The organism is Geitlerinema sp. PCC 7407 (assembly GCF_000317045.1).
In the GTDB taxonomy this organism is placed as follows: domain Bacteria; phylum Cyanobacteriota; class Cyanobacteriia; order PCC-7407; family PCC-7407; genus PCC-7407.
Genome location: NC_019703.1, coordinates 133,325 through 155,798, shown reverse-complemented (window position 1 = coordinate 155,798; position 22,474 = coordinate 133,325). Strand labels below are relative to the sequence as shown.

Annotated in this window: 21 protein-coding genes; 13 read left to right on the top strand and 8 right to left on the bottom strand. The window is 60.2% G+C overall.

All coding sequences use genetic code 11. The annotated features are described in order from the left end of the window. Nucleotides 1-69 precede the first annotated feature (69 nt). From rodA to GEI7407_RS00710, 3 genes are all read right to left on the bottom strand, one after another. A complete protein-coding gene (gene rodA, locus GEI7407_RS00720; protein ID WP_015170212.1) occupies nucleotides 70-1,320 on the bottom strand; it encodes a rod shape-determining protein RodA in 1,251 nt (416 codons plus the stop codon). Between the two features lie 85 nt (nucleotides 1,321-1,405). Then, the gene (locus tag GEI7407_RS00715; protein ID WP_015170211.1) at nucleotides 1,406-2,476 is read right to left on the bottom strand and encodes an Mrp/NBP35 family ATP-binding protein; all 1,071 of its coding nucleotides are present in this window, start codon (nucleotides 2,474-2,476) and stop codon (nucleotides 1,406-1,408) included. 169 nt (nucleotides 2,477-2,645) lie between these two features. After that, nucleotides 2,646-3,155, bottom strand: coding sequence for a hypothetical protein (locus tag GEI7407_RS00710; RefSeq protein ID WP_015170210.1), 510 nt, complete (start codon nucleotides 3,153-3,155; stop codon nucleotides 2,646-2,648). 121 nt (nucleotides 3,156-3,276) lie between these two features. On the opposite strand from GEI7407_RS00710, the gene GEI7407_RS00705 reads away from it, so the two are divergent. The 5 genes from GEI7407_RS00705 to GEI7407_RS00685 all read left to right on the top strand — a co-directional run bounded on the left by GEI7407_RS00705 (nucleotide 3,277) and on the right by GEI7407_RS00685 (nucleotide 9,200). After that, nucleotides 3,277-3,636, top strand: a complete 360-nt coding sequence (locus tag GEI7407_RS00705) for a hypothetical protein (protein WP_041268220.1) — start codon at nucleotides 3,277-3,279, stop codon at nucleotides 3,634-3,636. Nucleotides 3,637-3,860: 224 nt separating this feature from the next. Continuing rightward, the gene (hemF, locus tag GEI7407_RS00700; RefSeq protein ID WP_015170209.1) at nucleotides 3,861-4,898 is read left to right on the top strand and encodes an oxygen-dependent coproporphyrinogen oxidase; all 1,038 of its coding nucleotides are present in this window, start codon (nucleotides 3,861-3,863) and stop codon (nucleotides 4,896-4,898) included. A 471-nt stretch (nucleotides 4,899-5,369) separates the two neighbouring features. Then, a complete protein-coding gene (locus tag GEI7407_RS00695) occupies nucleotides 5,370-5,729 on the top strand; it encodes an STAS domain-containing protein (RefSeq protein ID WP_015170208.1) in 360 nt (119 codons plus the stop codon). 246 nt (nucleotides 5,730-5,975) lie between these two features. Then, nucleotides 5,976-7,502: a hypothetical protein gene (locus GEI7407_RS21265; protein WP_015170207.1), complete on the top strand. Its 1,527-nt coding sequence runs from the start codon at nucleotides 5,976-5,978 to the stop codon at nucleotides 7,500-7,502. 570 nt (nucleotides 7,503-8,072) lie between these two features. After that, nucleotides 8,073-9,200, top strand: a complete 1,128-nt coding sequence (locus GEI7407_RS00685) for a glycosyltransferase family 4 protein (protein ID WP_015170206.1) — start codon at nucleotides 8,073-8,075, stop codon at nucleotides 9,198-9,200. Nucleotides 9,201-9,302: 102 nt separating this feature from the next. Here GEI7407_RS00685 and GEI7407_RS00680 read toward each other — a convergent pair whose 3' ends face one another. Further along, nucleotides 9,303-11,243: an alpha-amylase family glycosyl hydrolase gene (locus GEI7407_RS00680; protein WP_015170205.1), complete on the bottom strand. Its 1,941-nt coding sequence runs from the start codon at nucleotides 11,241-11,243 to the stop codon at nucleotides 9,303-9,305. A gap of 274 nt (nucleotides 11,244-11,517) precedes the next feature. Here GEI7407_RS00680 and GEI7407_RS00675 point away from each other — a divergent pair, with 274 nt between their 5' ends. From GEI7407_RS00675 to GEI7407_RS00645, 7 genes are all read left to right on the top strand, one after another. Then, nucleotides 11,518-12,954: an S-layer homology domain-containing protein gene (locus GEI7407_RS00675; RefSeq protein WP_223294459.1), complete on the top strand. Its 1,437-nt coding sequence runs from the start codon at nucleotides 11,518-11,520 to the stop codon at nucleotides 12,952-12,954. Nucleotides 12,955-12,988: 34 nt separating this feature from the next. Then, a complete protein-coding gene (locus GEI7407_RS00670) occupies nucleotides 12,989-14,062 on the top strand; it encodes a M42 family metallopeptidase (RefSeq protein WP_015170203.1) in 1,074 nt (357 codons plus the stop codon). 102 nt (nucleotides 14,063-14,164) lie between these two features. Next, nucleotides 14,165-14,626: a CBS domain-containing protein gene (locus GEI7407_RS00665; RefSeq protein WP_015170202.1), complete on the top strand. Its 462-nt coding sequence runs from the start codon at nucleotides 14,165-14,167 to the stop codon at nucleotides 14,624-14,626. Between the two features lie 39 nt (nucleotides 14,627-14,665). Then, nucleotides 14,666-15,328 carry a phycobilisome degradation protein NblB gene (gene nblB / locus GEI7407_RS00660; protein WP_015170201.1) on the top strand — a complete coding sequence of 221 codons (663 nt, stop codon included), beginning with the start codon at nucleotides 14,666-14,668 and terminating at the stop codon, nucleotides 15,326-15,328. A 754-nt stretch (nucleotides 15,329-16,082) separates the two neighbouring features. Then, complete coding sequence (locus GEI7407_RS21260; protein ID WP_015170200.1) at nucleotides 16,083-16,697, top strand: PEP-CTERM sorting domain-containing protein; 615 nt, start codon at nucleotides 16,083-16,085, stop codon at nucleotides 16,695-16,697. A gap of 283 nt (nucleotides 16,698-16,980) precedes the next feature. Further along, nucleotides 16,981-17,409 (top strand): SHOCT domain-containing protein, encoded by a 429-nt coding sequence (locus tag GEI7407_RS00650; RefSeq protein ID WP_015170199.1) that lies wholly within the window; start codon nucleotides 16,981-16,983, stop codon nucleotides 17,407-17,409. Between the two features lie 45 nt (nucleotides 17,410-17,454). Next, the gene (locus GEI7407_RS00645) at nucleotides 17,455-18,012 is read left to right on the top strand and encodes a ComEA family DNA-binding protein (RefSeq protein ID WP_015170198.1); all 558 of its coding nucleotides are present in this window, start codon (nucleotides 17,455-17,457) and stop codon (nucleotides 18,010-18,012) included. A 3-nt stretch (nucleotides 18,013-18,015) separates the two neighbouring features. Here the strand turns inward: GEI7407_RS00645 and lepB are convergent, their stop codons facing one another. Together lepB and GEI7407_RS00635 are read right to left on the bottom strand one after the other, a co-directional pair. After that, nucleotides 18,016-18,588: a signal peptidase I gene (gene lepB / locus GEI7407_RS00640; protein WP_015170197.1), complete on the bottom strand. Its 573-nt coding sequence runs from the start codon at nucleotides 18,586-18,588 to the stop codon at nucleotides 18,016-18,018. A gap of 69 nt (nucleotides 18,589-18,657) precedes the next feature. Beyond that, nucleotides 18,658-19,365 carry a ferredoxin--NADP reductase gene (locus GEI7407_RS00635; protein WP_015170196.1) on the bottom strand — a complete coding sequence of 236 codons (708 nt, stop codon included), beginning with the start codon at nucleotides 19,363-19,365 and terminating at the stop codon, nucleotides 18,658-18,660. A gap of 153 nt (nucleotides 19,366-19,518) precedes the next feature. On the opposite strand from GEI7407_RS00635, the gene GEI7407_RS00630 reads away from it, so the two are divergent. Beyond that, nucleotides 19,519-19,710 (top strand): hypothetical protein, encoded by a 192-nt coding sequence (locus GEI7407_RS00630; RefSeq protein ID WP_015170195.1) that lies wholly within the window; start codon nucleotides 19,519-19,521, stop codon nucleotides 19,708-19,710. Here the strand turns inward: GEI7407_RS00630 and ctpC are convergent. Together ctpC and ispG are read right to left on the bottom strand one after the other, a co-directional pair. Further along, the gene (gene ctpC, locus GEI7407_RS00625) at nucleotides 19,707-21,005 is read right to left on the bottom strand and encodes a carboxyl-terminal processing protease CtpC (protein ID WP_015170194.1); all 1,299 of its coding nucleotides are present in this window, start codon (nucleotides 21,003-21,005) and stop codon (nucleotides 19,707-19,709) included. The two genes, GEI7407_RS00630 and ctpC, sit on opposite strands and share 4 nt — an antisense overlap. A 141-nt stretch (nucleotides 21,006-21,146) precedes the next feature. After that, nucleotides 21,147-22,370 (bottom strand): (E)-4-hydroxy-3-methylbut-2-enyl-diphosphate synthase, encoded by a 1,224-nt coding sequence (gene ispG / locus GEI7407_RS00620; protein WP_015170193.1) that lies wholly within the window; start codon nucleotides 22,368-22,370, stop codon nucleotides 21,147-21,149. Between the last annotated feature and the right edge of the window lie 104 nt (nucleotides 22,371-22,474).

Below are 22,474 nucleotides of genomic sequence, written 5' to 3'. Positions count from 1 at the left end.
GTCTTTCTCGGGGATTTTTTGTCCAAGGGGGATTTGATTTTCCTTCAGGGCTCCGCCACCCTGGAGCAGTTAGAACTTCAGGCGCTGGCGGTGGTTGGCCACCGACTCCACAATGCCCAAGGCGATAAAGTTCTTCAGCATGGCCGATCGGCCGTAGCTCAGCCACGGCAGCGGAATGCCGGTGACCGGCGCCAAACCAATGGTCATGCCAATATTAACGACCACCTGGAAGACCAGCATCGACAAAACGCCGATCGCCAGCAGCGATCCAAAATTGTCCTTGGCATTTTGGGCAATGATCACCAGCCGGAAGCAGATCAGCCAAAACACCAGCAGGACCACCACCGCACCCACAAAGCCCAGCTCTTCGCCGATCGCCGAGAAAATGAAGTCCGTGTGCTGCTCCGGGATAAAGTCCAGCTGGGTTTGAGTCCCGTGGCCCAGGCCGCGGCCCCATAGCTCCCCAGCCCCGATGGCAATGCGCGACTGAATCAGGTGATAGCCACCCCCCAGCGGGTCCTTATCCGGATCCAAAAAGAGGATGATTCGGTCTTTTTGGTAATCGTGGAGGATATTCCACAGCACCTTACCCAGGATCCCTGAGAGCAAGTTGACCACCAGAGCACCGAAGGCCCCCAGCCGAGCCCAGGGCAAGGTTCGCCAACCAATAATGGTCATCAGGGCAACCCAGACAAACCATCCCGGCAGCAGGACGCTAAACAAAATGGCCGAGATGATCGGCGAGATCATCAACAGCAGCCAGCCAGGGTTGGTATTGGCCCAGTAGAGCATGCCAATGGTAACCGCGCCAAAGACTAGCGAGGTTCCCAAGTCCGGCTGCACAAAGACCAAGGCCCAAGGCACCCCCGTAATCAGCAGGGTCCGGCCAATGGACGGGAGCGTTGCGGATTGGTTGTGCAGCAGGGCCGCCAGGGTAATGATGACGCCAATCTTGGCAAACTCTGAGGGCTGCACGTTGAATCCCCCGATGGTGATCCAGCGCTGGGCACCCAGCGCTGTCACCCCCAAGAATTTGACGGCCAGCAGCGAGACAATGGTGGCACCGTAGATGATCCACTGCCACTGCAGCAGGTTTTCGTAGCGCGATCGCGCGATGCCCAGGGCCAGCACTAGGCCAATACCACCCACCAGCCAGTGCTGCCACCAGTCGGTGAGGCCCATGTTCATCTCAACGCTGCGAATCGTGACGCCCCCCAAGATGGTCAATCCAACCGGCAGCGCCAAGAGCAGCCAGTCCATTTCTTGCCAGGGCTGGATGAGTGACTGCCAGCGGATTCGCCAAAACGACTTTTGTAACATAGGCTCCTAGAGAGAGAAGGACGGCTGATCACCCCGAAGGCCGAGAAACCCTGCGTGTTTCCAGCCTTCTTGTCAGGCTTTACGGTCAGGTCAGAGCGGCGACCGAAACTTTTGCGGCGACTTGCTGGGCGATCTGGGTCAGGGCTTTGGCGGAGGCAGATTCTGGGTCGGCCAGCACGATGGGCACCCCGCGATCGCCCCCTTGGCGCAGCGACATCTCTAGGGGCACACAGCCCAGCAGGGGAATCCCCAGTTCTTCGGAGGTCTTTTGGCCACCCCCCGACCCGAAGATGTCGTACTGCTTCTCCGGCATATCGGGCGGGATAAAGTAGCTCATGTTTTCTACGATGCCCAGGACCGGCACGCCCATCTGCTGGAACATCTTCAGGCCTCGCCGAGAGTCGATCAGGGCGACGGTCTGGGGCGTGGTCACGATCACGGCACCGGCCATGGGCACGGCCTGAGCCAGGGTCAACTGAGCATCCCCAGTTCCTGGGGGCAGGTCCACGATCAGATAGTCCAGCTCGCCCCAGGCCACCTGGTAGAGAAACTGGCGAATGATGCCGTTGAGCATGGGGCCTCGCCAAATAACGGGCTGATCGGGATCGATCAAGAAGCCCATGGACACGAGCTTGACGCCGTGATTGAACACCGGTTGCAGGATGTCGCCCTGATCGCTTTTTTGCACGCTCACCTGGGCCTCTGTCAGGCCCAGCATGGTGGGCGCGTTGGGGCCGTAGATGTCGGCGTCGATCAGGCCGACTTTGGAGCCCGCTTTGGCCAGAGCAACGGCCAGGTTGACGGCGACGGTGCTTTTACCGACGCCCCCTTTGCCGCTGGAGACAGCGATGATGTTTTTGATGCCGTCGATGCCTTGGCGATCGGGCAAGGCTTTTTGCTGGGGCGTTTCGGCTGTCACTTCTACCGCCACATCCACGACGCCGGGAAGCTGCTGCACGGCTTTTTTGCAGTCCTCGACGATGAACTCCCGCAGGGGGCAGGAGGGCGTGGTCAGGACGAGGGTAAAGCGCACCTGTCCGTTGTTGGTCTGGACATTGCGGATCATGTTGAGCTCGACCAAGCTTTTGCGCAGCTCGGGGTCCTGCACAGGACGCAAAACCTCTAGAACGGCGGACGGGGTTAGGCTTTCAGACATGAGTTGATGATTGATTGTGCAGCGGGCAAGTGAACGCGGGCCGGGAGTAGCGGCTGTCTTTGACTGGGCGCGCGTGGGGTTCAGTTTGGAGAATCCTGCTCGATCTTACCGCCGAGCTTCCTGCCGTGGACGGGGGCGATCGCAGGTTCTGGGCGCAGCCCCGCCGTCCCTAAAACGGAAACTCCTCGCGGGGATGGGGTTTCGGCCCGTCCTGCTTCTCTTGCTCGGCGGCCTGGGCCAGCTGCGCGGCCACGCGCGCTGCGTAGTGGCGCAGCACCGACCACACCAGAGGAGCGAGCCAGCCCTTGAGGGCCACCGAGTAGGAAACGCGCGTCCCGTCGAGGGTAGATTCGATCCGGTAGATCACCCGCTCTTCGATGCCCAGGATCGCCAGGATGCGGATGCTCATCATTTCCATGGGCCGCACCCCCTCAACAAAGATGCGCACCGGCAGCAAAAAGCGCGTGACGGCTTGGTAAATCAGGCCGGGCTTGACGACTAGGCCCCGGGGCACGTTTGTTTTTACCAGCAGCGGATGCCAGGACACATCCGCCAGGTCAACGATTTTTTGCCACAGGTCTTCGACCGAGGCCGTACTGATGATGTGATAGGTTTTGGCCAGAGACCCTCGCATTCCGCGATCGCCGGATTGGACAAACTCCGAAGAAAATTCGCTCAAGGTCACCCTCCCTATCGACGCAAATCAGCTCGCTGGGACACAGCATTTTCTCTCTAAATTGGCAGCAAGCAACCAAAACCGATTGCGTCTGCCCTAGGCGATCGCCCGACTGTCAAAAGTTTTGCCTAACCCTATCAATATCGGTCTTTTGACCGAGGGTTTATTTCAAATTGATCGAGACCTTAAGGTCCTGGCGACGGATTTTTACGCGCCCGAAAAAAGCCCAATTTTTGGGCTTAAGTTTTCTATTTTAGCGACGGAGATCGCGTTACATTTCTTTATGCATTTTTTGTTTTCCGAGGCAGCCCTGCACTTCGCCTCAAAGCGCGCTTGCCTATGCACCAAGAGCGCGTTTTTCCCGAACGACTTTTTGATAAGATTGGCCATGGCTCAGGTCATCATCTGCGGCTCAGCCTCGCTCCATCACGCCAGCGTGAACCGCGAACGGGCGGGGCTCAAGATAGAAACACCAACGTGGTAGCGATCGCACGCTAAACAGCTCAGCACTCCGAACAGACTGCGATCCTCAAAGCATTTGAACCGCAGCATCTCCGGAACCCCCTCTCCAGCCCCAGTGCCCCCTTCCTTCTCGAAGATTTGGGTCTCTGGATTTTGTCAAACCATTTGACTAACTGGCGCAGCGGGTGCTGTTCATTTTTTGATTTCGCCTTTCAAAAGCGTTTTTGAGTTGATTGCAACGGGAATATGACAACGTCCTCGACCCCCCAGGTATCCACCACTAACACGCTGCCTCCCTCCGACTCTCGGGAGCGGGTCAGCCAGTTTATGCGATCGCTCCAGGACAAGATTTGCCAAGGCCTCGAAGCCCTCGAAGGCGGCGCCACCTTCCGCGAAGACTCCTGGGAGCGGGAAGACGGGGGTGGCGGGCGATCGCGCGTCCTCCAAAACGGGCGCATCCTCGAGCAAGGCGGCGTCAACTTCTCCGAAGTCTGGGGCAACACCCTGCCTCCCTCCATCCTGTCTCAGCGCCCCGAAGCCCAGGGGCACGGCTTCTACGCCACCGGCACCTCCATGGTGCTGCACCCCCGCAACCCCTACATCCCCACCGTCCACCTCAACTATCGCTACTTTGAGGCTGGCCCCGTGTGGTGGTTCGGCGGCGGCGCAGACCTCACCCCCTACTACCCCTTCGCCGAAGACGCGGCCCACTTCCACCGCACCTTCAAGGCAGCCTGCGACGCTCACCACGCCGAGTACTACCCCGTCTTCAAGCGGTGGTGCGACGAATACTTTTACCTCAAGCACCGCGGCGAAACCCGGGGCGTTGGCGGCATCTTCTTTGATTACCAAGATGCCAGCGGCAAGCTCTACAACGGTCCGAGCCCCACGGGCCCCGCTGCCCAGTACAGCGATCAGGTCGGCGGCATCGGTACGCGCAGCTGGGAAGACATCTTCGCCTTCGTCCAAGAGTGCGGCGACGCCTTCTTGCCGGCCTACACGCCGATCATCGAGCGGCGTCAAGGCATGGAGTACGGCGATCGCGAGCGCAACTTCCAGCTCTATCGCCGCGGCCGCTACGTCGAATTCAACCTGGTTTATGACCGGGGCACCATTTTCGGCCTCCAAACCAACGGGCGCACCGAATCAATCTTGATGTCGTTACCGCCCCTGGTTCGTTGGGAATACTGCTACCAGCCTGAACCCAACTCCCCCGAAGCCGAACTGTATGAGACGTTCCTCAAGCCCCAGGACTGGGCCAACTGGTCGCCGAGCCACGTCTAGCCTGATTTTGCACGGGCTTTTTCAGACCGTGACCCACTGTTCACTGACTCACCGGTCTTCCAAAGATGAACAGTGGGTTTCTTGTGTCGATGCGATCGCCCACCGGCAAACCGATCTCGTTCTCGCGGCCGGGGGAGCGGCCAAGCCCCAACCCAAAGCGCGGGATGTCGGGTCGCAGAAATTGCTGTAAGCTTCGATTGATTACGCTAATTTTTTTATTTCCGGGTCAATTATTTGCGCCTCAGCGCGCTCCTAGCGGTGCTGGGGTCTTGGGGGACTCGTCTCAAAACACGCTACGACTTCCGTTGAATGTTAGAAGATAGGTAGCAAATTCATTAAACCTTCCAGAGAGATTGGGTTGGCTCACGAGATCGCGCCCATGGCTTGCGCTGCAAGGTTAACAGCGAAGTCAACAGCAAGCCTTGAGCGGCGGCACCATCAAGAGTTATGAGCAGAGGGTCAGTAATTCACATGGAACAAAAAACCTACACAACGCGCGATGGTCAAACGGTCATTGTTTTGACCCCTGTTGGTCGGATTGACATTACGACAGCGTGGCAGTTTCGCCTCAAGCTCCAGGAATGTATCTCGAAGCTGAGCCCCCACATTGTGGTGAACCTGGGACAGGTCAATTTTATTGATAGCTCGGGACTGACGTCGCTGGTCGCGGGCATGCGGGATGCAGACAAGGTCAAGGGCAGTTTTCGCATCTGTAATGTCCATCCAGAGGCGAAGCTGGTGTTTGAAGTGACGATGATGGACTCGGTGTTCGAGATTTTTGAGACCGAAGAGGAAGCTCTAGAGGGGGTTCCTCGCAATATGGTGAGCTGAGCCCAAAGCCACGTCCAGCGGTCAGCGTGAGTTTATCGGGCAAAAACGACCGCTGCCGCGATCGCGCAGAAGAGTTTGGCAAGCGATCGCGGTTTGATTTGCCCCTTTACGAAATTTTTATAGAGCAAAGTGGGCAACCTGGATCTGTGGGGTTCAAGGGCGTGGCCTAGGAGGCCTTTGCTCTGGAAGCCATTGCGCTGAGAGCCGCCAAGGCTCGCGGTGAATGTTCTTCGCACTAGGTTGCCAATGATGATGCGTTACGTAGCTGCTCTGCTGGTCCCCGTGTGTCTGGGAAGCTTGGGAGGACAGGCGATCGCGGCAGATCCCGTACCGACGGTCGTTGCCCAAGAAACGGGCGATCGCGTTCTCCAGACTGAATTTTGGCCCCAGGCCTATCGCCTGGTCCAAGAACAAAGCTTCCTGATCGACCGGATCGAAGAGGCGCTGCTCTCGCCTGACCCCAATCGCGTCCGCGCAGCCGAAGGGCAAATCACGCTTCATTTGGGCGCTGTCGATCGCTTTTTGCGCAGCGCTTACCCCCTGCCGGATCTGCTGTGCGGTGACCTAGCCCCCAGTCTTCCGGCCACTGGCGCTAGCGCCAGCCTGCCCAGCGGCCCCCAGGTTCAGGCCTACTGCGGACTGTACGCCGCAGCAGACCGCCTCAAGGCCCTGCGGCCTGACCTCGACCGGCGCGTGATGGCCCTCGGGAGCGTGGCCGAGGTGGAGCCGCTGCCCCTGGTGAGTGGCGAGGTGACCGTCAATCGGGCCGGCATCCCTCAGATGCGCCATGGCAACCTGCGGGACGCCGCTGACCCTGTCCAGGGGAGAGTGCCAGCGGCGCCGATGGCGATGACACCGGTGGTCGAGCAGCCGATGAAGCCGCTGGTGAACTACTCGCCGCCCATGCAGCCGGCGATCGCGCCACCGGACGGCCTGCTGACCCAAGTCCGCAGCATTCGCGCCCTGAATGAGCAAATTCAGGCGGCATTTCCGGGCAGTCCCCGCTTCGCCAATCGTCAGGAAATGATGACGTCTCTAGATGAGCTGACCTACGATTTGTACGAGCCCGAGGCGGACTATTACCAAGCTTTTTTGGCCCAGCCCAACACCGGCATCGCGCGGCTGCTGCCCGCTGCGGTCTATCAGCCCGACCCCAATCAGCTGCGCAACCGGCTGATGCCCACGGTCGAAGAGCGCTACCCCTTTAGTCCGCTGGTGCCGCAGCGCGCCGAGGGATCGCCGCTGCTGGCGCTGCAAGTGGCGGGCGATCGCCTCCAGTTTGCGCCGGTGGGGCTGCACTACGGCTTCATGGCGGACCTGGGCCAGACGCCCCTCGACGCCCTCGATTCCCAGCTCAAAGTCGATCGCCAGGCGCTTTCACCGGAGCTGCGCTCCCTGTTCATGGGCTACCAGCCGCCGGAAACCTTGGCCGATCTCCAGCGCGATCAGCGGCGCTTCTTGCGCAACAAGGGCGACGAGAGGGCGCTCGAGACCTTTCAAAATGGTCAAATTCCGCTGGTGGTGGGCCACACCTATCTGGTGCGATCGCTCCAGTTCGAGCTGCCGGAGGCGATCGTAGAAGGTCGACCGCTGCCGGTGCGCGATCGCCGCTACCTAGAGCTGCGTCTCGACACCGACAGCAGCGATGTTTTGGTGGCCGTTCGCCCGATCAGCCGTCGGGTGGACGGCAGCTACACGGTGCTCTGGCAGCTGATCGAGGAGTTCCCCGACCCCACGATTCGCGATCTCGATCAGTACGTGCGCTTTGAGTGAGTAGCGCGGCGCGAGGGGCGATCGCTGCAATGGCGGCGGGTGAGGCTGCCGTTTTCAGGACGCCCCAAGAGAATCATTGGCAGCATTGTGCGTGTTTTAACCCAATTTCCTGGATGGTCTCAGTCCTGCTGGATCCGTATGAACTTTCGTTAAACAAGTCTTACTTGCTACCGATACACTGGCAGTAGCCAACGGCCAAGGTTTTGCAGTTTGGCCCTCTCTCGGGGTGAAATCGCGCTTCCTGGCTGGAGCCTGAGGTGTTTTCCGTAAATTCACGTGTTTGGGGCTAAAGAGCAGAGAAAATCGGCAATCTCGCTGATGAGCAAGGCTCCTCAGGATCAGTATGGTGCTTGATAGGGCATCTCCCAGGAATCCTGCGTAGCGATTGATACGAGCAGAGCGATCGCCACGGGAAGGCAGCTAACCTCTCAGGTTCTCCCAGGCCCCGCCTTCTCCCACGCCCACCACCCGCTCACGGTGTTTGTTCTTGAGGCATCTGCGGTTCGTACACTGGCGATTTAGTTCTAGGCTTCCAGGCAAATTCATCCCGGCAAAAGGAAGACATCTCTGATGCGAGTTTCCACCCAGCAAGCCCCCTGCAATGCCCTCCGACGGGCGATCGCGCCCACCACTCGCTCCCCCAAGCGCGTCGTGATGCTTGGCCCTAGCCTGGAGCAGCAGGGCGGCATGGCGTCGGTTGAAAACCTGATCATGGAGCAGTGCTACGACGGGGTCAGCGTGCGCCATATCAGCGAACACGACGAGGGGTCAGCGCTCCATCGCATCAAGGTCTATTTCCGAGCGCTGCTGCAATTTGCCGGTCTGCTCTTGGCCCAGAAAGTTGATGTGGTTCACATCCATCTATCGGAGCGGGGCAGCGCTTGGCGAACGGCTCTTTTGATCTTGCTGGCGGTCCTGTTCCAAAAGCCGGTCATCACTCACGCCCACGGCTGTGAGTTCCATCTGTTTTATGACAATTTGCCTCGGCTGGCCCAGCGGGTGCTGAGCCTGGTTTTCCGGCAGTGTGCTTACTTCATCGTGCTGTCCGAGAGCTGGCGCGACTACTACGTCAAGCGCTGCGGCCTTTCGGCTTCGCGGGTGGTGGTGATGCTCAATCCGGTCCAGCTGCCGGAGACGGTGCCCAACCGAACCAAGGGCGATCGCGTGCGGCTGGTGTTTTTGGGACGCATCGGAGAGCGCAAGGGCGCCTTTGACTTGCTCGAAGCCTTTGCCCGCATGCCCGAAGAAGTGCGCGATCGCACCTCCCTGACCCTGGCTGGAGACGGAGCCGTCGCCGAGGCCCGCCAGCTCGCCCAGCGCCTCGGCATCGGTGAGCAGGTCACCTTCCCCGGCTGGATCAACCGCGCCCAGCGCGACCAGCTCCTGGCTCACGCCCATGTATTTGTCCTGCCGTCCTACAACGAAGGGCTGCCCATGGCCATCCTGGAAGCCATGAGCTGGGCCTTGCCTGTGGTCACGACGCCCGTTGGCGGCATTGGCGAAATTATTACGTCCAACGACACCGGGATTTTGATTCAGCCTGGAGATGTCACCCAGCTGAGCGATCGCCTCCAGCAGCTAATCGAAAACCCCAGCCTGCGCCAGCAAATGGGCGATCGCGCTCGCCAGCGCGTTGCCCCCCTCAGCACCCAAAACTATCGCACCCAGCTCCAAACCCTCTACACCACCGCCCGATAATTCTCCCTGCCCAGCCCTTCACCTTTTGCCTGGTGCCAAAAAGCGAGCCGTTTCCGGCTCGCTTTTCGTGTTCTAGGCTTCTAGGCTTCTAGATGCCCAGGCCTAGGCGCTCCAGGTATCTCGCCACTGAATAATCCCCTCCTCCGCTACGATCCAGCGGCGAGCCACCAGGTTCTCGCGGACCGGCGATCGCCCCTCGCGCCACATCGCATACTTAAACAAAATCGGCTTACCAGCGCTCTCCTCAAAGGGAATCTCGCCAAACCACAAATTGGAGTTGATGTACTCCAGCGGGTACGCCTTTGCGATGTCCCAGTTGCCTAGCTCCGGACAGTCCCCCGTCACCACGATCGTCTCTCCCAGCTGCGTCGCCAGGCCGTCGAGCTGCACCCGCACGATCACCTTCCCTTTGACGCGCTCGCCCACGTGACTCAGGACCAAAACTTCCTTGGGCGCCAGCTCTAGATTGTTCAGGCGGCCTTCGACTACCTCCAGCTTCCGGCGCGTCAGCACACAGGTGTGCTCACCATCAGGCAGATCCGTCTCCACCGTCTCCAGGGTCGCGCCTTCCCCCCGATTCATCGCCACAAAGCAGCGAGAATCTCGGTAGCGCCGCACATAGCAGTAGATATCCGGCGTGAGATATTTTTGCCACAGGCTGCCCATGGACACCGCCGGGTTAAGGCGGCGCAGCCCCGACAGCAGGCGCACATCCCGATAGAGCACTGCATTGGTGTCCCACTGCTCCATCATCGGGCGATTGTAGGGGTCGTTATTGCCGTAGGGATTTTGGTCACCGTTGGTGTCGTCGTGGAGACCCTGCTCCGTGCCGTAATAGATGCACGGAATTCCCCGCGCCGTCATGATCAGCACCGTCGCCAGCCGCAAGACATCCAGATCCGGATTGAGGGTCTGGAAGCGGTGCATATCGTGGTTGTCGATAAAGGTCACCAGTTCCGTCGCCGCGCGGTAGCGGTGGTCTTGATCAAAGATCTCTTGGATCAGGTGAAAGCCGCCCTCGTGGTAGAGCCCTAGGGCATGGCGGATGGCCATACACAGCCCAAAATCGAGGATGGTCATGCCGGACTTGTTGGCGAACTCCACCGAGCGATCGTCGCTGGGGCTGCTGTAGATCCATTCGCCGAAGATGAAGACATCGGGCTTGTGGGCCTGGATATCCGCGTTGAACTCCTGCCAAAACCAGATCGGCATGTGCTTGACGGTGTCAACGCGCAGGGCATCGACGCCCCGATCCAGCCACAGCTTGATGGCCGACTTGATGTAGTTGCGATAGTCAGAGTTGTTTTCGTTGAAGCTGGCTAGACCGGCCAATTCGCAGTTTTGCACCTGCCACTCGTCGTCCCAGTCGGTGACTTCGCCGTAGTGGTGGTACCAGTGGTTGGCGTCGTTGTTGAAGTCCGCGATGAGGACTCCGTCATCGAAAAGGCGGCCTTTGATGCCGCCAGTGTCGGGGCTGCTGTGGTTGCAGACGATGTCCAAGATCAGCTTCATGCCGCGCTTGTGAAGCTCGGCGATCAGGCGATCGAAAACGGTCTCTTGCGTTTGGAATAGAGAGGGATTGTCGTCGGAGGCAATATATCGGGGGTTTATACGCTTAAAGTCTTTGGTCCAATAGCCGTGGATGGCGGCCTGCTTTTCATAAAAGAGTTTTTCGACTTGCTCGAAGAGGGGGGTGAGCCAAATGGCCGTGACGCCCATGCCCTTGAGGTAGTCGAGTTTGTCGATGATGCCCTGGATGTCGCCGCCCCAGTACTTGCCCCAGTCCTGGCGATCGGGGTCGTAGAGGTCTCCGTTGGGGCCTGCACTGTTGTCTGGATCACCATCATTGAAGCGATCGACGACGATGAAGTAGAGGGTTTCTTGGCGAAATTCGATAGAGCGAGTAAAGAGAAACTCAAACTCGTCAACGCCCTCGGTGTCGGGGGTCTGGCTGGTGGGCAGAGCTGCGCCCGTTCGGACGTCGAGAACTTCGGTTTGGCCCGAGTCGGGGACTTTGGCCTCGGAGATGGAGGAGGGGTCCATAGGATACCTGTGAAAAGATTGGGTGGACGAACCGCTGAGGGGACAAACAGGCGTTTTTGATCAATTAGGGCGATTTTTCGTCGGCTGATTTATTGGTGATTATTCACGAATCCTGGGGCCTTGCCTATCGGTAGAAAGGTAGAGGCCTCGGCAGAGCGGGTGTCCAAAATTACCGCTGGGTTTCAGGGCGGCTCGGGAGCCCTCGGCGGGGTGGCCGTTCTGCGCTAGCGTAGACATTGATTCTGATTTTTCGTCGTGTGGGTCTTGATCTGTGGTGCTGCTTCGTCGTTCTGGGCTTTCGATTGCTTTGGCGCTGGGACTGTTGGTGGGGCTGACGGCATGCGCCAATTCGCCGGGGAGTGATGCGTTGGAGCGATCGCTGCAAGCGGATCCCCAGCTCACCAACGGCGGCGAAACGCCGCGCCCGTCGCCCAGCGTCACGGCTCAGCTGCCGGAGGACTTCCCGGCAGAGCTGCCCCGCTATCCCAACGCCAGACTGGTGGCGGTGGAGCGGGCGGTCGGAGAAAACGCAGAGACGGTGACGCGCTGGGAAACGTCCGACAGCGGCGATCGCGTGCAGCAGTTCTATCAAGAGGTGCTGGCCGAAAATAACTGGGCGATCGCGCCCTCGACGGGCAGCAGCGGACTAGAGGCTCGCCAAGGCAGCTTGACCATGCAGCTAGTGCTAGAAGCGGCAGCACCGACAACGGCCTCTCCCAGTCCCAGCAGCCCGACCGCAAGCCCCCCAGCCTCTCCGGGCGCCCCTGCTTCCCCCAGCCCCAGCGCCCCTGCGGCCAGTCCCACCCAGTTTTCAATTCGCTATAGCCGCGGCAACGGCAGCGCTCCCGCGAGCCCCCCGGCCAGCCCCAGCGCCACCGAGACGCCCCAGGCTGGATCTGGTGCTTCTCTCGGAGAGATTTTGGGGGGTGGCTCGAGCGGCCAGCGCTTTACGGATCTCGATCAGGCTCCAGAACCCTTTCGGGGGGCGATCGCCGCTTTGGCAGAGCTGGGCGTTTTCGCGCCGCCCGCTGGCAAAAACGTCGCCCCCGCCAGCACTTTCAAGCCCAACGCAACCCTGACCCGGCGGGAGTTTGCCCGCTGGCTGTTCCGGGCCAACAACGCCCTCTACGCCAACCAGCCCGCCCGCCAGATTCGCCCTGCCGTCGGAACCTCGACCCCCGCATTCCAAGACATCCGGCCCCAGGACCCAGACTTTGGCGCCATTCAGGGACTAGCCGAGGCGGGCATCATTCCCAGCCCCCTAGCCGGGGATGCTGGGGCGACGACCTTCCGGCCCGAGGTGCCCCTGTCGCGGGAAACCCTGCTGCTGTGGAAGGTGCCGCTAGATTCGCGCCAGGGCCTGCCCGCGCCCAACCTAGAAACCTTGAAACAAACCTGGGGCTTCCAGGACGCAGCCAAAATCGACCCGCGGGTTCAGCGCGCCTTGATTGCAGACTACCAAAGCGGCGACCAGTCCAATGTCCGGCGCGCCTTTGGCTATACGACGCTGTTTCAGCCCAAAAAGCTGGTGACGCGGGCCGAAGCGGCGGCGGTGCTGGGGTATTTTGGCACCCAGGGGGACGGCCTCTCGGCCCAAGAGGCGCTGCAAACGGCCCAGTCCGCCGCCGAGGCCGAGGCATCGGCAGCCCCCAGCAGCCCAGCCCCCAGCAGTCCCGCACCCAGCAGCCCGGCAGCTTCGCCCGCACCCTAATTTTTCTTGCTCCTTTCGCTTTTTGACACCCTGCATGACCGCTGCGAACTTTGACTGTTTGGCCTACAATCGCCTGTTTGCGATCATCGAAGAACTGGTGCTTTGCCACTCTCCCAGCGGGGTCGAGACCGAGGTCGATCGCTGGCTCGAGAACCGGTTTGGGCAGCTGGGCCTGGAGGCGTGGCAGGACAGCGCGGGAAACTTTGTGGCGCGCATTCCGGGGCGCGATCGCGGACGGGCGATCGCCATCACGGCCCACAAAGACGAGATCGGCATGATGGTCAAGGCCGTCGAGCCCAATGGCCGAATCGCGGTGCGCAGGCTGGGGGGCGCGTTTCCATGGGTGTACGGTGAAGGCGTCGTAGATTTGCTGGGCGATCGCGAAACGGTCAGCGGCATTTTGTCCTTCGGGTCGCGCCATATTTCCCACGAGTCCCCCCAAAAGGCCCAGCAAGAAGACAAGCCCGTCCGCTGGGAAGACGCCTGGGTAGAAACCAAGCGATCGCCCGAAGATCTGGCCGCCGCCGGGATTCGGCCCGGAACGCGCGCCGTCATCGGCAAGCACCGCAAGCGGCCCTTTCGGCTCCAGGACTACATCGCCAGCTACACCCTCGACAACAAAGCGTCGATCGCCATTTTGCTGGCCCTAGCCGAGATTCTCGAAACGCCCGCTGTGGACCTCTATCTCGTCGCCTCCGCCAAGGAAGAAGTCGGCGCTCTGGGAGCCCTATTTTTCAGTCAGCGGCAGCGCCTAGACGCCCTCATTGCCCTAGAAATCATTCCCCTCGCGCCGGAATACACCATCGAGGGCGGCTCAGTCCCGGTGGTGCTGGCCCAGGACGGCTACGGCATCTACGACGAGGACTTGACGCGCCAAATCCGGCAAGCCGCTGAGCAGATGGCCCTGCCGCTGCAAATTGCCACGATTAGCGGCTTTGGCAGCGACGGCTCTATTGCGATGAAGTTTGGCCACGTGGCCCGGGCAGCCTGCCTCGGCTTCCCGACGGACAACACCCACGGCTACGAAATCGCCCACCTAGGGGCGATCGCCCACTGCGCCCGCATCCTCAAGGGCTTCTGCGAGACGGTGGATCTGCTGTGCCCCTGAGAGGGGCGATCGCCCGGTTTGTAACAACCTCTGCAATTGTGGCGGGATGCTGACCACAATTTCCTACAATTGATGCCAGAACACCCACACATCCTTGCATCCATGGCCCGAACTGTTGCCGACGTGATGACCCGTGACCCGATCACGGTGCAGCCTGACGCCCCTCTCAAAGACGCCATCCAAATCCTGGCCGACAAGCGAATCAGCGGCCTCCCCGTCGTGGATCAAAGCGGGAAATTGGTCGGCGTCATTTCTGAGACCGACCTCATGTGGCGCGAATCCGGCGTGACGCCCCCGGCCTACATCATGCTGCTCGACAGCGTGATCTACCTGGAAAATCCGGCCCGCTACGATCGCGACCTGCACAAAGCCCTCGGCCAGAGCGTCGGTGAGGTCATGAGCCGCGACCCCGTCACCATCAGCCCGGACAAAACCCTGGGCGAGGCGGCCCGCATTCTCCACGAGCGCAGCGTCCACCGTTTGCCGGTCATTGACGATCAGCATCGCATTGTCGGCATCCTGACCCGGGGAGATGTCGTGCGAGCCATGGCAGATGCAGAATAATCGCCTTTGAATTCTTGTTTGAAATTTTGTTTTTGATCCATGACTATTACCCCCGAATCGGTTCAGCAGCTTCTGCGCTCTGAGGACTTTGGCGATCGCCTGCGCGCCGTCAACCAAATCCGCAACCTCGAGCCCGCCATCGCCTTTCCCCTCTTGCAGGAAGCCGCAGCCGACAGCAGCGCCCGGGTGCGCTACGCTGCGGTGAGCCAAATCGCCAGCACCGGCCAAGCCAATATCGAAGTCGCCTACGAGCTGCTGCGCGATCGCCTGCTCCACGACAGCGAAGTCGATGTCCAGTCCGCCGCCGCTGACGCCATTGGCGCGCTCCACATCTCCGACGCCCTGCCCATCCTGACGGAGGTCTACCACGAAACCCCCGAATGGCTGCTGCGCTTTAGCATCGTGGCGGCCCTCGGAGAACTGGGCGATCGCCGAGCCCTGCCCATCCTCGAAGACGCCCTCCAAAACGGCAACGAACTCACCCAAACCGCCGCCATCAGCGCCCTGGGCGAGCTAGGAGACCCCGACACCGTTCCCCTGATCATCCCCCGGGCAACCGACCCCGACTGGCAAGTCCGCTACCGAGTCGCCCAGGCCCTCGGTGCCCTCGGCGGGGACGCCGCCCGCGCCACCCTCGAGACCCTCGCCCAAGACGAAATCGAGCAGGTCGCCCAAACCGCCCGCGACGGCCTCTCTCGGTAGGCAACGCTCTTCTCCCAGAGCATAGCCAGCCAAAACAAAAAACTCTCTAGGGTTTGGTTCTAGAGAGTTTTTTGTTTTGGCCCAGGCCCTGCCAGCCTGGAGAGACTCAGCCCAACCAGAGCCTTTCGCCATTCGCTCACCTCTCCGGAGCATTTTTCCAACTTTCTTTAGAAAAATGCTCCGGAGAGTTACGTATTTATTTGGAGATCAACTTAATTGAAGCCCTATAAAATCTAAAGATTCCGTATTTTTATTGATTAAAGCCGTATTTATACGCAAAAACTTTTCTAGAATCGCGCACTTTTTGTGAACGATTTAGGCAAGAAACCCTGAAAAGATCTGCTTTTTCACGATAAATACTGAGATGACCTTTTCTATCGGAAGGGGTGTTTTCAGGTGTTTTATTTTCTTTATTTAAGTGAGATTTAAACCAAAAGCTGGTTTATCTGAGGGGGGCTTTAAAGATTGGGTAAAGACCCGGAGAATTTATGGTCAGCTCAATTTGATCCTGAGTAGTATCTACTAGGAAAACCACCCTGGTTTTGTTTTTTCACCTTCATTCGTTTTTCGATGGAGGCGTTCGTTTGGATCACCTCGCAAGACCGTTCCGGGTGCACCGTCTATTCGCCTATAGACACACTCAGGGTGAGCAGCGAGTCTTGTGCGAAAATCAGCGGTCCGGCGATGTGGAATCAAATCAGGTTGCACTCAGGCTTGGATGACTGTGCAATTTGCACCAATAGGGAGAACCCGTATGAACCTTAAGCGCACTTCAGTTTGTTTGGGCATGGTGGCAGGCAGCCTGCTGACCATGGCCTCTGCTCCTGCCGAAGCGGCTACGCTGTTTGACAATAGCGGTATTCAGTTCGACAAAAATACTTTGATGGATTTTGACTTCCTGGGCTCCCAGGGTAAGTTTAAGTCCACCTTTGGCGTGTATGAAGTGATCGATGGCGTGCTGGGCAGCTTCAGCGCGCTCTTTAGCGAGACTCAGCGATCGGATGACGGCTCGACCAATGACTGGGAAGGCACCTGCCCGACGACTGTGCCCAACTGCAAAGCGTCCTTCGAGTTTCTGGCGGGCAAGACCTACACCTTTGGCCTTAGAAGCACCGGCAGCGACGGTACTGTGTACTCGACCAATGCTCTGAATACGGCTTTTGGCGGTACGCAGCAAGCGAAGTTCACGGGCTCTAGCCTGTCTCAGGGCATTGCGATCGCCTTTGACGATCGCGGCAACGACAACGACATGGACTTCAATGACTTCCGGGTCAATGCGTCTGTGCCGGAGCCTGCGACGGTGCTGGGTCTGGGTCTGGTGGGTGGCGCGATCGCCGTTTCTCGTCGCCGGAAGGCTCGCAACGCCTAGGCGTTTTTGAGGCTGGCCCTGAACGTTTCTTGCTATAGGTTGATTCACGCTCGAGCCTGGGTTGTTAAAGCTGCAATTCAGGCTTTGGGCAATGAAATCAAAAATGGTGTTGTCAGACAGACAGCGCCATTTTTTTGTCCGTACTATTGATACAGAGGGCCATCATGGGGCGATCGCGCCTGAGCTCTCTTGTGAGATTTCCCCATCGGCAGACAGCGCTACGCTTGGGCTGCGTCGGGTGGGGCGATCGCAGGGATCTAGAGACGGCGAGGCTGGATAAACGATGCTAGGTCGACCAAAAAATCGCAAGGTTGCTACGGTGCTGGCGCTGATCGGGGTGCTGGTGCCGGGGCTGCACAAGTTTTATTTGGGGCAGCCGCTGTGGGGGATTGCCTATCTGGCGCTGGCCTGGAATACGCCGATCTCGCGGGTGGCAAGCCTGGTGGAGGCGATTTGGTATCTGGCCCAAAACGAGGCGGAGTTTGACCTAAACTTCAACACAGACCCGGCGACCATTGGGGATGATTGGTCGGTGCCAGCGGTGGAGAAGAGCGACTGGTCGGTGCCGATGGTGCGCCCGAAGGCGCCGCCGCCGGATGTGCGGGCGATCGCCGATGCCATGCGTCAGCTCGATCAGCTCCGAGAAGATGGGCTAATCTCGGAATATGAGTTTGAACAAAAGCGCCGTCAATTGCTCGATCGCATCGCCTAGGGGCGCGCTAGGGCAGATGGCAGCGCCTCAGACTGAGAATTTTGAATGACGATGTTCAACTGGCTGAATGCACTGACGGAGGGGGGCGCGGCCCTGCCGACACGATCGCTGCGATGGCGACTGCTCAACGATCCGTACTACCGGATGCAGTCCCTGGCAGAGGTGGCGATCGCTGCTGAGCTGGGCCTGCGCCTCGACGTCAATCAGGCCACGGTGGACGACTGGCTCAAGCTGCCGGGGCTTTCGATCCGGCAGGCTCGTCTCCTGGTCGAGCTGTCCCAGTCCGGCATCTCCTTCTACTGCATCGAGGATCTAGCGGCAGCGCTGTCGGTCCCCGCCTCCCAGCTAAGGCCCCTAGAGCCCGTCCTGCGCTTTTGCTACTACGACGCCGAGGGCCTGGAGACCCAGCCCCTCCTGAACCCCAACTACGCCTCAGCGCAGCAGCTGCGCCGGGTTCCGGGCATCGATGGGTTTCTGGCGGACACCATCGTGCGGCAGCGCACCGCCCGAGGTCCTTTTCGAAATCTGGCAGATTTTCAGCAGCGGCTCGATCTACCGAGCCCGCAGACGGCGCAGCTCATGCACTATCTCTGCTTTCGCTAGGGCCTAGACAGGACCGAGGCGATCGAGGGGCCAAAAGCGCAGCCACGCGCGGCCGATCACGTTGGTCTCGGGCAAGAAGCCCCACACGTGGGAATCATTGCTGTTGTTGCGGTTGTCGCCCATGACAAAGAGGGTGTGCTCGGGCACGATCACCGGCGGCAGCGCATAGAGGGGCGGCTCGGCAATGTAGGGCTCTTGCAGGGGCTGCCCGTTGCGGTAGACGGTGCCGTCGCGGACTTCGATGCGCTGGCCCGCCTGACCGATCACGCGCTTGATAAAGGCTTGGTCGGCTTCGTAGCCAGCGGCTTGCAGCAGGGCCGGCGGCTCGAAAACGATAATATCGCCGGCCTGGGGCGGGTGTAGGCGGTAGGAGACTTTTTCGACGACGAGGCGATCGCCGATCAGTAGGGTCGGCCGCATGGAGTCGGAGGGAATGAAGCGCGGCTCTGCGATAAAGAAGCGAATAACCAAAGCCAGGGTCAAGGCGATGGCTAGAATTTGAACATTTTCGCGCTGCGATCGCCACAGGCGCTCCCACCAGGGAGCTTTGGCGACATCCTTGGGCTCAACGGTCATCTGGCTCTCCGCGTCTACTGTTCTCAAGATACCGCTTTCTCTAGCGGCCAAACCCTGGGGCGACTGCCCTCAAAAAGCGAAAAATTTCTCGCTGCGCAGGCGATCGGCGGCCACGCCCAGGCCCAGCAGGGCCATCTGCAAGGCTTCCACGCGATCGCCCACCCCGCACAGGTACACAGTCCCGCCAGGCCAGTCCCAGGGCACCTGGGCCAGCACATTCTCCAGGGTTCCCTGGGTGACCGGATAGTAGCGAAAGGCCGGCCAGCGATCGCCCAGAGCCTGCCAATGGTCTGCGTAGGGCAGGCAGTCTGGGGTCTCCGGGTTGGCCTGCACCAGGGCCACCGGCAGACGATGGCCCTGACCAGAGAGCCAGTCCAGATGGCTTTTGAGCGGCGCGATGCCCGACCCTTCGGCCACGTAGAGCACCGGGCGATCGGGCAGGCGATCGAGGGTCAGGAGGCCGTAGGGGCCGCGCAGCGAAATGTCTTGGCCCACGGGCAAATCTTGGAGATAGGCCGAGCTCCAGCCAACCCGCGACACGCACAAATCCAAATCCGGACAGAGGTCCGGACTGGAAGCCATAGAGTAAATTTTGGAGAAGGTGCGGCCCTCTCGGGTAAAGCGAGGCCAGACCGCCTGCCCCGGCAAGAAGCGAAACTCCGGGACATGGAGGCGGAGCCGAATGGTCTTGATCGTCGGGGTGACAAACTGGGAGGCGGTGACAGTGGCGATCGCGTCCATCACCACCGGCGGACGCAAAATAACCGGGCTGAGCATCAAACCAAGGGAGTCAAAACAAGGTCTTTCACTCTATCACTGACCCATCGATCCCTGGCCCCTCGCCAAGGCTGCGATCGCCTCGCCCCCAGCCCAAAACTCTCCGTGGCTTTAGCCCACTCAACCCGTCAACGTTTCTTTGGAGCCCCAGTCATGACTGAGAATCCCGGTTGGTACATCGTCCAGCAGCCCAGCGGCCAGTGCGAAATCGTGCCCGGCGATCGCCTGTCAGAGACCCAGAGCCCCACCAGCGATCGCGAACAGTGGGGTCCCTTTGAGACCCCGGATGAGGCGATCGCCCGTCGCGTCGGCCTGATTCGCGCAGGCAAGTGCAAACCCGCCTAGCGCGCCGTCATCGACTCGGTTTTCGGCTCTTCTGTCGCCGTTAGCCGCTGGCCCAAAACCTCTAGGGCTTTTACATACTGCGGATCTTGCGCCGTTCCAATGCGATCGCGGTTTTCCGACAGCTCCTCGCGCTTCTCCTCGGACATCTCCACCACGATATCCGGCACAATACCCGCCTTGTTAATGTCGCGGCCCTTCGGGGTCAGGTACTTCGCGATCGTCACCGCCAGCCCCGAGCCGTCTCCCAGGGGCCGCACCGACTGCACCAGCCCCTTACCAAAGGTCTTCGTCCCCACCAGCACCGCCCGCTCATTATCTTGCAGGGCGCCTGACAAAATCTCGCTCGCACTGGCCGAGCCACCGTCTACCAGCACCACCAGCGGCCGGTCCGTCAGGGCCGGTCGATTGGCTCGCTCGCGGTCCGTTTCGCCCGTCCGGCTCACCGTCGACACAATGCCTCCCTCGCTCAGCCACATCCGCGCGATCTCCACGCTGGAGTAGAGCAGCCCCCCTGGATTCGATCGCAGATCCAGGACATAGCCCGACACGTTCTGCTTCTCGAGGTCGCGAATCGCCTCCCGCATCTCCGACGCCGCATTGGAGCTGAACTGGGTCAGGCGAATATAGCCCAGACCGCCAAAGGGCTCCTTCCGGTAGGTGTAGCGCACCGGATGAATCTCGATCCGCGCCCGCTTGAGCGGATAGTCCGTCTCCTGCTGGCCCTCCCGGCGGATCGTCAGCGTCACCGTCGATCCCACCGGCCCGCGAATCAGATTCACCGCCTGATTCACGTCCATCCCTTCCGTGCTCTTGCCGTCAATTTTGACAATGACGTCCTTCGACTGGATCCCCGCCTCAAAGGCCGGCGTATCCTCGATGGGCGAGATCACCACCAGATTTTTGGTTTCCTCATCCTGCGCCAGCTGAATGCCCACCCCCGTCAGCTCACCGGAGGTGTCGATCTGCATATTCTTGAACTCGGTCGGATCCATGAAGCGCGTGTAGGGATCCTCGAGCTTTTCTAGCATCTCCCGGACAGCCTTGTAGGCGTCCTCTTTGCTGGTGTAGGAGCGATTGAGATAGTCTGTGCGCACCGATCGCCAGTCCACCTGGTTGAACGTGGCATCGACATAGCTGCGGTCAATAATTTGCCATACTTCATCCACCAATTCCTTGGGGCTCTCGCGAAAAAATGCTTGCCCTCGCGAGAGGTGAAGCCCAGCCCCGGTAATCGTGACAGCCGCAACCATGACTGCCGTTGTCCCGATAACGAGCCGAGTTTTGGTAATTGCCATGATGCCAGTGAACCGCAGGAAGACAGTTACGCCCAATCTAACACAGGCGCTAGAGCGAGGACCGCTCTAGCGCCTTTCTACCAAGGAGGGCGATCGCCTTCCGGAATAACGCCCTTTCTGGGGGCTCTAGATCGCTAGGACCTAGGGGTCAACCCAGCGGCCATCGGCCTTGATCAGATTGATCAGCTCCTGCACCCCTTGATCTTCGGGGACGCGCTTGATTTCATCACGGCCGCGGTACAGCGCAATGTATCCCGGCGTTTTGCCGACGTAGCCGTAGTCTGCATCGGCCATCTCGCCAGGGCCATTGACGATGCAGCCCATCACCGCAATGTCGAGACCGGTGAGGTGATTGGTTGCGGCGCGGACCTTGTGGAGCACTTCCTCTAGATTGAAGAGGGTGCGGCCGCAGGACGGGCAGGCCACGTACTCCACCATGGTCTTGCGGAGGCCGAGGGCCTGCAAGATGCTGTAGCACACGGGAATTTCTTTTTCGGGCGCTTCGGTGAGGGAGACCCGGATGGTGTCGCCGATGCCCTCGGCCAGCAGGGTTGCGATGCCAGCGGTGGACTTGATGCGGCCGTATTCGCCATCTCCGGCTTCGGTGACGCCCAGGTGCAGAGGATAGTCCATGCCGAGCTCGTCCATGCGCTTGGCCATCAGGCGGTAGGCGGCCAGCATCACGGGCACCCGCGACGCTTTCATGGAGATGACGAGGTTGCGGTAGTCAAGGGACTCACAGATCCGAATGAACTCCAGCGCCGACTCGACCATGCCTTCGGGGGTGTCGCCGTAGGTGAAGAGCATCCGCTCGGCCAGGGAGCCGTGGTTGACGCCGATGCGCATGGATTTGCCCTGGTCTCGCAGCGAGACGACCAGGGGCTCTAGGGTTTCGCGGATTTTTTGGCCGATTTCTTCAAACTCTGCCTGGGTGTAGGCGCCGCTGCCAGATTTGCGGTTTTCGAAGACGTAGAGGCCGGGATTGATGCGCACTTTGTCGACGTGCTTGGCCACTTCGAGGGCAATTTTCATGCCGTTGTGGTGCACGTCGGCCACCAGGGGCACGGGCTGATAGGTGTCAGCAAGCTTTTGCTTGATGACGGCCAGGGCTTTGGCGTGGGCCATGCTGGGAACGGTGACCCGGACGATCTCGCAGCCGGCTTCGTGGAGCCGCCGAATGGCGGCGACGGAGCCGTCGACGTCGAGGGTGTCCTCGTTGATCATGGACTGCACAGCCACTGGATGGCCTCCACCGATGGTGACGCTGCCGACGGGGACGGGGCGCGTCTTGCGGCGATGGATGGTGGTGTCGGTGAGGGCGTCGGCTGGGGTCGGGGTGGCAGAGGGGTTCGGCAGAGTCTGCATAGGAAATTCGCTCAATGGGCTCGCGAGGACGTCAGATGCACAGCGGCGAGGGGCATCCCAGGCGGTTGATGGCGCTGGGGCGATCGCGGACACTGCGGGCACGA